Origin of the sequence: Bacillus thuringiensis, assembly GCF_001182785.1 — a bacterium.
Classification (GTDB): Bacteria; Bacillota; Bacilli; order Bacillales; family Bacillaceae_G; genus Bacillus_A; species Bacillus_A thuringiensis_S.
Window position 1 is genome coordinate 671,945 of sequence record NZ_CP012099.1, and the last position, 12,701, is coordinate 684,645.

Consider the following 12,701-nt stretch of genomic DNA (forward strand, 5'->3'; position numbering starts at 1 on the left):
CTTATGGTAATGCCACCCGGTGCGTTGGCGAGATTGGCTTTAAATCATAAGCCCGACCGTTTTCATTGAAATAATTTTCGTATGATTTCTCGTATTCAGAGCTTACTTGTTGACGGAGCTTACGCTGTCTCTCTCTATTCTCAGGACGAATATCAGGAATTGCTGATATTAGGCGTTTCGTATAAATATGTTGTGGATTATTATAAATTTCTGTACTAGTTGCTTCTTCGACGATGCGTCCGCGGTACATAACACCGATACGGTCACACATATGACGAATTACACCTAAATCATGACTAATGAATAAGTATGTTAGTCCGAGCTCAGCTTGTAAATCTTGTAAAAAGTTTAATACTTGTGCCTGTACAGAGACGTCAAGCGCAGATACTGGTTCATCCGCAATAATAAGCTTCGGCTTTAAAGTAAGAGCGCGTGCAATACCAATCCGCTGTCTTTGTCCACCGGAAAATTCATGTGGGTATTTATAAATAGACTCCGGATTTAAGCCAACTTTATCGAGATAATCTTGAACAGCTCTACGTTCTTCATCAGGTGAGAGCCTTTCAAAATTTCGAATAGGTTCAGCAATAATATCGAGAACACGTTTTTTCGGATTTAATGATGAATAGGGATCTTGGAAAATCATTTGAATATCTTTTCGTTGTTCACGTAGCTCAGAGCGACTTAATTTTGTTAAATCTCTATTATTGAAATGGATGCTACCATTTGTCGCTTTCGTTAAATGCATAATTGCTTTACCTGTTGTTGACTTTCCACTACCTGATTCACCAACGATTCCGTACGTTTCACCAGGCTGTAATTCGAAACTTACGCCATCAACAGCTCGTACATAATCTAACGTACGTCCAAAGAAACCACCTTTAATTGGGAAGTGTACCTTTAAATCTTCTACTTTAAGCAGTGCCATGAGTTACGTCATCTCCTTTCTTATGTTGGAAGTTGAAGTGTTTGTAGCAAGTACAACGTACCCAATGGTCTGGTTTTGCTTCGTGTAGGATTGGGTTCTCTTCATGTTGATCGGGCCTAATCCATGGAATTCGTGCTTGGAAGCGACAACCTGTGCGCGGTAACTTAGCTAATGTAGGTACAACGCCTTGAATAACATGTAATTTTTCTTTTTCAGCATATGCGGATGGAATTGAGTTTAATAGGGAACGAGTATATGGATGAAGAGGATTATTAAAAATCTCTTCTACTTTACCCGTTTCTACAATTTGTCCTGCATACATAACGATAACGCGATCGGCTGTTTCAGCGACAACACTTAGGTCGTGGGTGATTAAAATGACACCCATTTTTGTTTGTTCTTGAATAGATTTTAGTAGTTCTAGAATTTGTGCTTGAATTGTTACGTCAAGTGCAGTTGTTGGCTCATCTGCAATAATGAGCCCTGGCTTACAAGCAATTGCAATTGCGATAACAATTCTTTGTCTCATTCCGCCAGATAATTCGTGTGGGTATTGTTTATATGTAAGTTCTGGTTTTGGAATACCAACTTGATGGAGTAGTTCTATGGTGCGTTCTTTTTTTTCTGTTTTTGAAAGGTTTGTGTGGTAATTTAAATTTTCTTCGATTTGTTTGCCGACCGTCATAAGAGGGTTGAGTGCTGTAAGGGGTTCTTGGAAAATCATTCCCATATTTGATCCGCGCACTTTATTCATCTCTGAGGCTGACATAGTCAGTAAGTCCTTATCTCTATAGTAAAGCTGCCCTTGTAATTTTGTATTTGCTTCATTATGCAATCGCATAATGGAAAGGGCAAGTGCACTTTTTCCGCATCCTGACTCACCAACGATAGCAACAATTTCATTTTCATGAACAGTTAAGGATACATCATCAACTGCTGCATGATACTGATCTTGTATACGAAAGGAAGTTTGCAAGTTTTCAATACGAAGAAGTGGATTCTTCATGGCTATCCCTCCATCTTTTCTGAAAAAACTAAATATTTTGTATGTTGTTGTTATTTTAATATAAATTGACAATGTTTGACAAGGGTAAGTTGAAAAAATATTCAAAAATCTTTTTATATAAAATTTGAATGCAGTTGTATTAGGTGTTGAAGTTGTTTGGAAGCGCTAACATATATATGAGAGGAAAATAAATCTTTTGTAAGAAAAAAGATTTATATGTAGAAAAAAGAGAGGCATTCTGGAAAGAATGGTCTCTCTTTTTTTGATAAGTATAATATTTGTACTTAAGCTTGCTTTTGTTTTGTTGACCCTGTATTTAAAGTAAGGGCAAGGAAGAACATTGCAAGTATGCAAGATGCAAGTAATAAGATGAATCCGCCATCCCATCCGAATGCATCTACGATAAAGCCCATAGCGGCACTAGCGAAAGCAGCTCCGCCTAAGTAACCGAAGAATCCAGTTAAGCCTGCTGCAGTTCCAGCAGCTTTCTTTGGTGCTAAATCTAGAGCGTGTAGACCAATTAGCATAACCGGTCCGTAAATTAAAAATCCAATTGCGACAAGTGCGATACTATCAACCATTGGATTACCAGGAGGGTTTAACCAGTAAACAAGAACTGCGATAAATACACCAACCATAAATAAAATACCAGCAGGTGCACGACGTCCTTTAAATAGTTTATCACTCATCCATCCGCAAAGAAGTGTACCTGGAATACCAGCCCATTCATATAGAGCGTAAGCAGTACGTGAGCTACTATGAGTAAAGCTTTTTTCTTCTACTAAATAAGTAGGAGCCCAGTCTACAACGCCGTAACGTACGAAATATACGAAAACGTTCGCAATAGCGATGTACCATAAAAACTTATTGTTTAGTACGTATTTAAATAAAATTTCTTTTGCCGAAAGTTCGCGTTCGCGATCTTTTATTTTCTCATCTGGTGGATATTCTCCAGTATGCTCTTCAATAGAAGGTAGTCCACAAGATTGAGGCGTATCTTTCATCGTAATTAATACATAAATACCAACTAAAATTGAAAGAATACCTGGGAAGTAAAAAATACTTTTCCAGTCATCTGCGAAGAAGTATAAGCCTAATGTTACAAGAGAAGGCATAAGCGCGCCGCCGACATTATGAGCGACATTCCAAATAGACATTTTTGTACCACGTTCGCTAATAGAGAACCAGTGAACCATCGTACGACCACAAGGAGGCCATCCCATACCTTGTACCCATCCATTTAAAAACTGAAGTACAAACATAAGTATAATGCTCGTTGTAATGAAAGAAAATGAGCCGAAAATAATATTAATGATACCTGATAAAAATAGCCCAGCTGCTAAAAAGTAGCGAGGATTACAACGATCGGATACGATACCCATCAAGAATTTACTTAATCCGTAAGCGATAGATACTGCTGAAAGGATAACCCCAAGTTCCCCTTTACTAAAGCCTTGTTCGATTAAGTATGGCATTGCTAGTGAAAAGTTTTTTCGAACAAAGTAGTAACCTGCATAACCGATGAAGATACCTAAGAATACTTGTAAACGTAATTTACGGTATTCGCTATCAACGCGATCAGCTGGTAAGCGTTCCGCGTGGGGCGCAGGTTTAAATAATTGTGTGAAAAACATAAAATGAAAATCCTCCCCTAATTAATTCGAAGCGTTTTAAGACAGAGAATATAAAAAGGCCATGAAATATAAAAAAGTTTCCTTTTTTATGATTCATAGCCGTGTACTCCGTTTCTCCGTGACTGTCAATATTAACTTCGTCGAAAATTATACAACTTTGTGACAAAAATGTAAACGTTTTTATGAATAAAAGTATTGACGGATTTTATTCGTGGGATTAATATTTAAATACGTTAAATATTTTATTATTTAAATAAGAGGTGGATAACATGCCAAATGATATGAAGCATATCGATAAAATTCAAGCTCTTGCCTTTTCGATTGGAAAGAAAATGCAGACGGAGTTATTAGAACAAATGCAAGCAACAGGACTTACACCACCGCAGTTTTATATTTTAAAGATTTTAGATCATTATGGGGCTTCAAGAGCGACAACATTAGCAAAAAAGATGTATGTGAAGCCTAGCGCGATTACAGTGATGATTGATCGTCTAATCGATCAAGAACTTGTAGAACGCTATCACGACAAAGATGATCGTCGTGTTGTCATCATCGAGTTAACGAAAAAGGGGAAAGCTAGAGTAGAAGAGGCAATGACAGCTCGCAACGAGCATATTGCAAAATACTTTTCACATTTAGAGTTGCAAGAAAGAGAAGATTTATTACGTCTCTTTGAGAAGTTAGAAACAATTATTTGCGGGACACAAGAGAAAAAAGAGAATAACTAAGAGGAATTGAGGAGATTACATGGAGCAACAAGAAAATCAAAATAGAAAGTTGTTGTTAATCGGTTTAGTAATCGCGATGCTATTTGCTGCATTAGATGGAACAATTGTTGGTACAGCAATGCCACGTATCGTCGGTGACCTAGGCGGATTAAGTTTAATGACATGGTTAACGACAGCTTATATGTTAACATCAACGACAGTTGTACCAATTGCAGGTAAATTAGCGGATTTACTTGGTCGTCGTAACGTATATATAACAGGGCTAGTTATTTTCATGATTGGTTCGGCGTTATGTGGTATGGCGAATGGTATGACAGAATTAATTATTTTCCGTGGTATTCAAGGTCTTGGTGGCGGTATTATGATGCCAATGGCTATGATTATTATTGGAGATATGTTCACGGGAAAAGAACGTGCGAAATGGCAAGGTATTTTTGGTGCGTTATACGGTCTTGCTTCTGTAATTGGACCACAAGTTGGTGGTTGGATTGTAGATGCAGTGAACTGGAGATGGGTATTCTACATTAACTTACCGGTTGGTATTTTAGCAACAATCTTTATTGCAATGGGATTAAAATCACATAAACAAACAGGACCAATTAAAATTGATATCGCTGGAATCTTTACGATGATTCTAGGTGTTGTAAGTTTATTACTTGCGCTAACGTTTGGCGGAAAAGATTATGCATGGGATTCTTGGCAAATTATCGGTTTATTCGCACTAGCTGTAATTGGTATCGTTAGCTTTGTTATTGTTGAAACGAAAGCTGAAGAGCCGATTTTACCAATGCATTTCTTTAAAAATCGCACATTTACAATACTGAATGCGATTGGATTCTTTATGAGTATTGGAATGTTCGGCGCGATTATGTTCGTACCATTCTTCATGCAAGGTATTGTAGGAGTAAGTGCTGCTGAATCAGGAACAATTATGACTCCAATGATGATTACAATGATTGTAATGAGTATTATCGGTGGGCAACTTGTATTAAAAGTTGGTGTAAAACCACAAATTATCGCAGGTATGCTTATTATGGCCGGTGGTTTCTGGTTATTAACAACGATGGATATGCACACAACGAAGCTTACAGCTACTTCTTATATGATGGTTATCGGTTTAGGAATGGGTCTTGTAATGCCGACATTAACATTAGCGTTACAAGAAAGCTTCCCGAAAAAAGACCTTGGTGTCGTAACGTCATCAAGTCAGTTCTTCCGTCAAATTGGTGGAACATTTGGTATTACAATTTTAGGATCAATTATGAATAACACTTCAGGTACAACGTTAACAAATAAATTAGTACCTGTATTAGATACATTCCCGAAAGAAGCGGGACAAATGGTAACGAAATTTAAAGATATGATTCACACAGATCCACAAGGTTTATATTCGATGCTATTTAGCCCAGAGGCATTAAAACAAATGCCAGAAGCGTTTGCTAACAGCATTGTACCTATTTTGAAAAACTCTTTAGTAGACTCGCTTCATACTGTATTCTTAACAGGATTAGTATTTATCGTAGTAGGTGCCATCTTTACGATTTTCTTACAAAAAATTAAACTATCAGATCGTAAAAAAGATGCTGAAGAGCCTGCTGTAGAAGAAAAAGAAAAAACTGTATCATACTCGTAATGAAGAAGCATCGCCTTATGGCGGTGCTTTTTTGAGTATAACCTTAAAAGCTTTTTAGTGAGAAATGATTGACGTATTTTTAGAAATACGTTATATTATTTTCTGTAAACGGTTACATGAAATGAGGAGAAAAGAGAATGAGTACGATTAAAGACGTTGCGAAATTAGCGGGAGTATCTGTTGCGACCGTTTCCAGAGTTTTAAATAAAAATGGATATGTTCACGAAGATACATTAAAAAAGGTAGAGCGTGCAATTGAGATGTTAGATTATAAGCCTAGTACAGTAGCGCGTTCACTGTATAATAAAAAGTCTCGTTTAATTGGCTTAGTTGTTCCAAATATCGTGAATCCGTTCTTTCCAGAAGTTGCACGTGCCGTAGAAGATGTAGCACATAAACAAGGTTACACAGTTGTCCTTTGTAACTCTGATGAAAGTTTAGAAAAAGAGAAACAATACATTGATGTACTTAGACAAAATAATGTAGATGGATTTATTGTAGCAACAAATCCACAAAATAGTGTTAATTACATGAATTTATCTGTCCCGGTTGTTGCGATTGACCGTATGTTTAATGAGCGTATTCCTACTGTATATGCAGATAACTATGCAGGAAGTCAGGCTGCGACAAAGTTGTTACTAGATAAAGGATGTAAACATATTGCACATATTCGCGGTCCACGTGATGTGAGTACTGCAAATGAACGTTTTGAAGGTTTTGTAGACGTTATTACGCAAAATAACCTTTCGTATATGATTGCGGAGAGTACGTTTGAGCCAGCAAATAGTGAGCGTGTAGCGATGGAATTATTAGAAGAATACCCGCATATTGATGGTATTGTTGCTGGGAATGATTTAATTGCGATTGGTATTGTAAAGGCTGCACTTCAAAAGGGGATTGCCATTCCAGATGATTTACAAATTATCGGATTTGATGGAATTTCTTTAACAGAAATGATGTATCCATCTATTACAACAGTTGCACAACCGATATATGAAATGGGGAAAATTGCAACAGAGTTGTTGTTAGAGCAAATGGAAGGAAATACATTAGAAGAGAAACACTATCGTTTGCCGATTGAAATTATAGAACGAAATACAACGAAGTAAGGAGATGAAACAGATGCCAAATATTGCAGTAGTAGGAAGCATTTCAATGGACTTAGTGGCTGTTTCAAAAAAACGGCCGAAAGCAGGAGAAACAGTAATTGGTGAAGCGTTTCATACAATCCCAGGAGGGAAAGGGGCAAACCAAGCAGTTGCTGCAGCTAGGTTAGGAGCAAATGTAGCAATGGTTGGAGCGGTAGGAAATGATGATTATGGAACAGTAGTTAGAAAAAATTTAGAGAACGAACGCATTTTTATCGATTATGTGGTACCGGTTACAGATAGAACGACAGGAATTGCTCATATCGTTTTAGCAGAAGAAGATAACAGTATTGTTGTCGTACAAGGGGCAAATGCTCTTGTAAATAAGTCAGTTGTAGATCGCTCCAAAGACCTTCTTGTAAAAGCGGATATGGTTGTTCTTCAACTAGAAATTCCACTTGAAACAGTAAAATATGTATTGGCTATTTGTGAGGAACATAATATTCCTGTTATGTTGAATCCAGCGCCAGCACAAGTTTTATCAGAAGAAATTTTAGAAAAAGCAACTTATATTACGCCAAATGAACATGAGTGCCGCATTGTATTAGATGATTTTACATCACCAATTGAAGATTTATTGGCGAAGTATCCAAATAAATTATTGATGACAGAAGGTTCTAACGGTGTTCGTTTCCATAATGGCACGGAGATTGTACATGTTCCTAGCATTGCTGTTGATGTAGTGGATACAACTGGAGCTGGTGATACATTTAATGGTGCGTTAGCAGTTGCACTTTCTGAAGGAGAGACACTTCAAAAAGCAATTCGTTTCGCGAATATTGCCGGTGGTCTTTCTGTAACGAAACTTGGAGCACAGGGTGGTATGCCAACGAGAGATCGAGTACGTGAAGTGCAGGTGATTGTTGGATGAAAAAGCACGGTGTATTAAACAGTGAAATAGCGGCAGTCCTTGCTTCACTTGGGCATACAGATACGGTTGTAATTGCTGATTGCGGGTTACCGATTCCGGATGGAGTAAAACGAATTGATTTAGCTGTTGAGATTGGAAAACCGAGTTTTTTAGAGGTGTTACAAGTTGTAGCTGATGATATGGCAATCGAAAAAGTGACGTTAGCAGAAGAAGTCATTATAAATAATGCGGAAGTAAATAAAGAGATCGAGCAGAAATTAATAGAGCCAGCATTTGAGTATGTATCTCATGAACAATTTAAAGAGCATACAAAGAAAGCGAAGGCAATTATTCGTACAGGCGAGGCTACGCCTTATGCAAATGTAATTTTACATGCAGGCGTGATTTTTTAATAAAGGGAAGTGATGGGAATGCATATTGAAATGAAAAACATTTCAAAGGCGTTCAATGGTAATCCTGTTTTGAAGAATGCACAGTTTATGATTGAAACAGGAAAAGTCCATGCATTGATGGGGGAAAATGGAGCGGGTAAATCAACGCTCATGAAGATTTTAACAGGTGTATACAAAAAAGATGGTGGGACAATCACGATTGATGGGCAAGAGCGTACCTTTAAAAATGCGAAAGAAGCTGAAGAGTACGGCATAGCATTTATACATCAAGAACTAAACATATTGCCGAATTTAACAGTAGCTGAAAATATGTTTCTCGGTAAAGAGTTAATGTATGGGAAAACAGGTATTTTACGCACTCGACAAATGAACGCGATTGCGCAGCAGCAACTAGCAGAGCTAGGATTGCATGTAAGAGGCGCTATGTTAGCAGAGGAACTATCGGTTGGACAACAGCAAATTATCGAAATTGCGAAAGCATTAATGACAAACGCGAGCGTTATTATTATGGATGAACCTACTGCGGCACTGACGGATCGTGAAATCGAAACGCTCTTTATAGTAATCAATAAGTTACGTAAAGAAGGTGTTTCATTCGTGTACATTTCGCATCGTATGGAAGAGATTTTCTCAATATGTGATGCCATTACGATTTTGCGTGATGGAGAATACGTCGGAAAGAGATTAATTCCAGAAACATCATTTGATGAAGTAGTGAGTATGATGGTGGGGCGCAGCATTGGTGAACGTTACCCAGAGCGAAATAGTCAAATTGGTGATGTCATTTTTGAAATGCGTAACGGAACGAAGAAAGGGAAATTTGAAAATGTTTCGTTTCAAGTAAGAAAAGGTGAAATCCTTGGTGTTGCTGGTTTGATGGGAGCTGGACGCACTGATATTATGAAAGCGATATTTGGTTATGAACCTTTAGATTCTGGACAAATTTTTATAAATGGACAAGAAGTAAAAATTGATAGTCCAATAGATGCAATTAGACAAAGAATTGCTTTCATTACAGAAGATAGAAAATCTGAAGGGTTAGTGTTAGATTTCTCAATTCGAGAAAATTTATCGCTACCGAATTTAGAAAGTCTTTCAAAAGGAAGTGTTCTAAGCAACGAGCTAGAACAGCAGTTTACAGAAGATATGATGAAGCTTCTTAATGTGAAAGCATCTAGCGGGGAGCAGGCAGTGAAATCTCTTTCTGGTGGAAATCAGCAAAAGATTGTAATCGCAAAATGGCTAGGCATTCATCCGCAATTACTTATTTTAGATGAGCCAACAAGAGGTGTAGATGTTGGAGCGAAAAAAGAAATTTACTCTATCATGAATAAGCTTACAGAGCAAGGCGATGCCGTTATTATGGTATCATCTGAGCTTCCGGAAGTTTTAGGGATGAGTGATCGAATTCTTGTCATTCATGAAGGAAAAGTCGGCGGCATTTTAGGGAAAGATGAGGCATCACAAGAGTCTATTATGGCACTAGCTACAGGGGGAGAGTAAGGATGGCTAAGAAGGGGAATGTATTACAACAACTCGGTTCTTTAATCGGTTTAGTATTAATTATCGTCGTAATTACAGCTTTAAATCCAGCGTTCATTGAAATTCCAAATTTATTTAATATACTGCGTCAAGTATCGATTAATGCGCTTATTGCATTCGGAATGACCTTCGTAATTTTAACAGGGGGTATTGACTTATCGGTAGGTTCTATTTTAGCATTATCAAGTGCACTTGTTGCTGGAATGATGGCAAGTGGCATGGATCCGTTCCTTGCAATGGCAGTTGGACTATTAGCAGGTCTTGTAATGGGAATTGTAAACGGTATCATCATTGCGAAAGGAAAAGTAGCTCCATTTATTGCAACTTTAGCAACAATGACTATTTTTCGTGGGTTGACGCTTGTTTATATGGACGGACGTCCGATCACTGGTCTTGGTGATCATTTAATGTTCCAAATGTTTGGCCGCGGTTATTTTCTTGGTATTCCGGTACCAGCTGTTACAATGATGATCGCTTTCGCAGTACTGTACTTCATTTTGAAGAAAACGACATTTGGCCGTCGTACATTTGCAATTGGTGGAAATGAAGAAGCAGCAGCACTATCAGGTATTAATGTTACGAGAATTAAAGTAATGATTTACGGTCTTTCCGGAATTTTGGCAGCGCTTGCAGGTATTGTCTTAACATCACGACTAGATTCTGCACAGCCGACTGCAGGTACTTCTTACGAATTAGATGCAATTGCAGCAGTTGTATTAGGTGGAACAAGTCTTTCTGGGGGAAGAGGATGGATTGTTGGTACATTCATCGGTGTACTAATTATCGGTGTACTAAATAACGGTTTAAATTTATTAGGTGTATCTTCTTTCTTCCAACAAGTTGTAAAAGGACTTGTAATCTTACTAGCTGTATTAATTGATCGCCGAAAAGAAGCATAATGGAGGGACAGTTCATGAAGAAATGGTTACTTATACTCGTTGCATGTATTATGGTCATTACTGCTGGTTGTTCAATGGAACCACCAGAATGGGCAAAGGATTCTAGCGATAAAGGTCGAAATAAAACTATTAAAGTTGGATTCTCTGTTTCAACTTTAAATAATCCCTTCTTTGTAACTTTGAAAAAGGGTGCAGAAAAGAAAGCGAAAGATAGCGGCATCGAATTGATTGCTGTTGATGCGCAAAATGATGCAGCCAAGCAAACGAACGATGTTGAAGATTTAATTCAAAAGGGTGTCGATGTAGTTGTTATTAATCCGACCGATTCAGATGCTGTTGCGTCAGCGGTAAGTGCGGCAAATGCAGCAAATGTTCCTGTTATTACAGTAGACCGCGTTGCGAATTCAGGTAAGGTTGTTTCTCACATTGCTTCTAACAATATCGAAGGTGGTCAAATGGCTAGTGATTACATTCGTGAATTAGTCGGCGAAGGAGCAAACGTTGCTGAGTTAGAAGGAATCCCTGGATCGTCTGCTGCTCGTGAACGTGGGAAAGGATTCCATAACGTAGCCGATAAGTCTTTAAAAGTAGTTGCCAAACAAGCGGCTGATTTTGATAGAGCGAAAGGATTATCTGTTATGGAAAACATTTTGCAAGCAAATAGCGATATTAAAGCCGTGTTTGCGCATAACGACGAGATGGCATTAGGTGCACTTGAAGCATTGAAGTCTGCTGGAAAAACAGATGTAGTAGTTGTTGGATTTGATGCAACTGAAGATGCTGTGAAAGCGGTTAACGATGGGCGTATGGCTGCAACAGTCGCTCAAAAACCGGAATTAATCGGAGAGAAGGCGATGCAAACAGCAAAAGAGATAACACAAGGTAAAAAAGTGGACAAATCTATTCCGATTGAATTAGAGCTTATTAAGAAAAATAAATAAATATAAAATGAAAATTAGGAAGGAAGAATAACAAATGAAATTCTTTATTGATACAGCAAACATTAACGAAATTAAAGAGGCAAATGCATTAGGCGTAGTAGCTGGAGTAACGACAAACCCATCACTTGTAGCAAAAGAAGGCGTAGATTTCCATGAGCGTATTCGTGAAATTTGCAGCTTTATAGAAGGACCTGTAAGTGCAGAAGTAATTAGCTTAGAAGCTGATAAAATGATTGAAGAAGGAAAAGAATTAGCGAAGATTGCTCCAAACGTTGTTGTAAAAGTTCCAATGACAACAGAAGGTTTAAAAGCAGTAAAAGCGTTCTCTGATTTAGGAATTCGTACAAACGTTACATTAGTATTCTCAGCAGTTCAAGCATTACTTGCAGCTCGCGCTGGTGCAACATATGTTTCACCATTCTTAGGTCGTTTAGATGATATCGGTCATAACGGTATGGATTTAATTCGTCAAATCGCAGAAATCTTTGCAATTCATGGCATCGAAACAGAAATCATTGCAGCATCTGTACGTCACAGCGTTCACGTAACTGATGCAGCATTAAACGGTGCACATATTGCAACAATCCCAGCAAACGTAATTGCTTCATTAGTGAAGCACCCATTAACAGATCAAGGAATTGAGAAATTCTTAGCTGATTGGGAAAAAACACAAGAGAAATAATAGAAAATCAAGAATCCTAGTTTAATTGACTAGGATTCTTTTTTATTTAAAAGAATTTTCATGCAATTTTGCATATTGTCTTTTAAATTTGTTATATAAGATATTTAATATATATCACATAACTCTTTATTTTTCATATTTCGATATAAAGTGAAACTTTAATCAGTGGGGGCTTTGTTCATCAGCACACTGATTATTAGTTGAACCAAGGGATAAACAGATAGAGGGTCTGACCAGAAAACTGGAGGGCATGATTCTATAACAGAAAGTTCAATGTTTATAGAATTATGTCTTTTT

12 protein-coding genes are annotated in these 12,701 nt (G+C 37.6%); 9 read left to right on the forward strand and 3 right to left on the reverse strand.

All coding sequences use genetic code 11. From position 1 onward, the window contains the following. Nucleotide 1: 1 nt before the first annotated feature. The 3 genes from AC241_RS03425 to glpT all read right to left on the reverse strand — a co-directional run bounded on the left by AC241_RS03425 (nucleotide 2) and on the right by glpT (nucleotide 3,568). A complete protein-coding gene (locus tag AC241_RS03425) occupies nucleotides 2-928 on the reverse strand; it encodes an ABC transporter ATP-binding protein (protein WP_001196375.1) in 927 nt (308 codons plus the stop codon). Beyond that, a complete protein-coding gene (locus AC241_RS03430; protein WP_050842583.1) occupies nucleotides 915-1,934 on the reverse strand; it encodes an ABC transporter ATP-binding protein in 1,020 nt (339 codons plus the stop codon). Before AC241_RS03430 ends, AC241_RS03425 begins: the two co-directional genes overlap by 14 nt. 284 nt (nucleotides 1,935-2,218) lie before the next feature. Further along, a complete protein-coding gene (gene glpT, locus AC241_RS03435) occupies nucleotides 2,219-3,568 on the reverse strand; it encodes a glycerol-3-phosphate transporter (protein ID WP_000466382.1) in 1,350 nt (449 codons plus the stop codon). A 269-nt stretch (nucleotides 3,569-3,837) separates the two neighbouring features. Here glpT and AC241_RS03440 point away from each other — a divergent pair, with 269 nt between their 5' ends. The 9 genes from AC241_RS03440 to fsa all read left to right on the forward strand — a co-directional run bounded on the left by AC241_RS03440 (nucleotide 3,838) and on the right by fsa (nucleotide 12,404). Continuing rightward, complete coding sequence (locus AC241_RS03440) at nucleotides 3,838-4,296, forward strand: MarR family winged helix-turn-helix transcriptional regulator (RefSeq protein ID WP_050842585.1); 459 nt, start codon at nucleotides 3,838-3,840, stop codon at nucleotides 4,294-4,296. Between the two features lie 19 nt (nucleotides 4,297-4,315). Next, the gene (locus AC241_RS03445; RefSeq protein ID WP_000437647.1) at nucleotides 4,316-5,929 is read left to right on the forward strand and encodes an MDR family MFS transporter; all 1,614 of its coding nucleotides are present in this window, start codon (nucleotides 4,316-4,318) and stop codon (nucleotides 5,927-5,929) included. A gap of 137 nt (nucleotides 5,930-6,066) precedes the next feature. Beyond that, nucleotides 6,067-7,038, forward strand: coding sequence for a ribose operon transcriptional repressor RbsR (gene rbsR, locus AC241_RS03450; RefSeq protein ID WP_000104051.1), 972 nt, complete (start codon nucleotides 6,067-6,069; stop codon nucleotides 7,036-7,038). 13 nt (nucleotides 7,039-7,051) lie between these two features. Beyond that, nucleotides 7,052-7,948, forward strand: coding sequence for a ribokinase (gene rbsK, locus AC241_RS03455; protein WP_001132865.1), 897 nt, complete (start codon nucleotides 7,052-7,054; stop codon nucleotides 7,946-7,948). After that, nucleotides 7,945-8,340: a D-ribose pyranase gene (gene rbsD / locus AC241_RS03460; RefSeq protein WP_000716151.1), complete on the forward strand. Its 396-nt coding sequence runs from the start codon at nucleotides 7,945-7,947 to the stop codon at nucleotides 8,338-8,340. The genes rbsK and rbsD overlap by 4 nt, the downstream gene beginning before the upstream one ends. Before the next feature lie 18 nt (nucleotides 8,341-8,358). Further along, a complete protein-coding gene (gene rbsA / locus AC241_RS03465) occupies nucleotides 8,359-9,843 on the forward strand; it encodes a ribose ABC transporter ATP-binding protein RbsA (RefSeq protein ID WP_050844804.1) in 1,485 nt (494 codons plus the stop codon). 2 nt (nucleotides 9,844-9,845) lie between these two features. Further along, nucleotides 9,846-10,781, forward strand: a complete 936-nt coding sequence (locus tag AC241_RS03470; RefSeq protein ID WP_001074641.1) for an ABC transporter permease subunit — start codon at nucleotides 9,846-9,848, stop codon at nucleotides 10,779-10,781. 14 nt (nucleotides 10,782-10,795) lie between these two features. Continuing rightward, the gene (gene rbsB, locus AC241_RS03475; RefSeq protein WP_000758976.1) at nucleotides 10,796-11,722 is read left to right on the forward strand and encodes a ribose ABC transporter substrate-binding protein RbsB; all 927 of its coding nucleotides are present in this window, start codon (nucleotides 10,796-10,798) and stop codon (nucleotides 11,720-11,722) included. 34 nt (nucleotides 11,723-11,756) lie between these two features. Beyond that, nucleotides 11,757-12,404, forward strand: coding sequence for a fructose-6-phosphate aldolase (gene fsa / locus AC241_RS03480; protein ID WP_000667666.1), 648 nt, complete (start codon nucleotides 11,757-11,759; stop codon nucleotides 12,402-12,404). Nucleotides 12,405-12,701: the final 297 nt, after the last annotated feature.

Excerpts from the sequence above, each read along its gene's own strand:
- AC241_RS03440 (WP_050842585.1), top strand. The coding sequence starts at position 3,838 with ATGCCAAATGATATGAAGCATATCGATAAAATTCAAGCTCTTGCCTTT.
- rbsR (WP_000104051.1), top strand. The coding sequence starts at position 6,067 with ATGAGTACGATTAAAGACGTTGCGAAATTAGCGGGAGTATCTGTTGCG.
- rbsA (WP_050844804.1), top strand. The coding sequence starts at position 8,359 with ATGCATATTGAAATGAAAAACATTTCAAAGGCGTTCAATGGTAATCCT.
- rbsB (WP_000758976.1), top strand. The coding sequence starts at position 10,796 with ATGAAGAAATGGTTACTTATACTCGTTGCATGTATTATGGTCATTACT.
- AC241_RS03425 (WP_001196375.1), bottom strand. The coding sequence starts at position 928 with ATGGCACTGCTTAAAGTAGAAGATTTAAAGGTACACTTCCCAATTAAA.
- rbsK (WP_001132865.1), top strand. The coding sequence starts at position 7,052 with ATGCCAAATATTGCAGTAGTAGGAAGCATTTCAATGGACTTAGTGGCT.
- AC241_RS03445 (WP_000437647.1), top strand. The coding sequence starts at position 4,316 with ATGGAGCAACAAGAAAATCAAAATAGAAAGTTGTTGTTAATCGGTTTA.
- AC241_RS03470 (WP_001074641.1), top strand. The coding sequence starts at position 9,846 with ATGGCTAAGAAGGGGAATGTATTACAACAACTCGGTTCTTTAATCGGT.
- glpT (WP_000466382.1), bottom strand. The coding sequence starts at position 3,568 with ATGTTTTTCACACAATTATTTAAACCTGCGCCCCACGCGGAACGCTTA.
- AC241_RS03430 (WP_050842583.1), bottom strand. The coding sequence starts at position 1,934 with ATGAAGAATCCACTTCTTCGTATTGAAAACTTGCAAACTTCCTTTCGT.
- rbsD (WP_000716151.1), top strand. The coding sequence starts at position 7,945 with ATGAAAAAGCACGGTGTATTAAACAGTGAAATAGCGGCAGTCCTTGCT.
- fsa (WP_000667666.1), top strand. The coding sequence starts at position 11,757 with ATGAAATTCTTTATTGATACAGCAAACATTAACGAAATTAAAGAGGCA.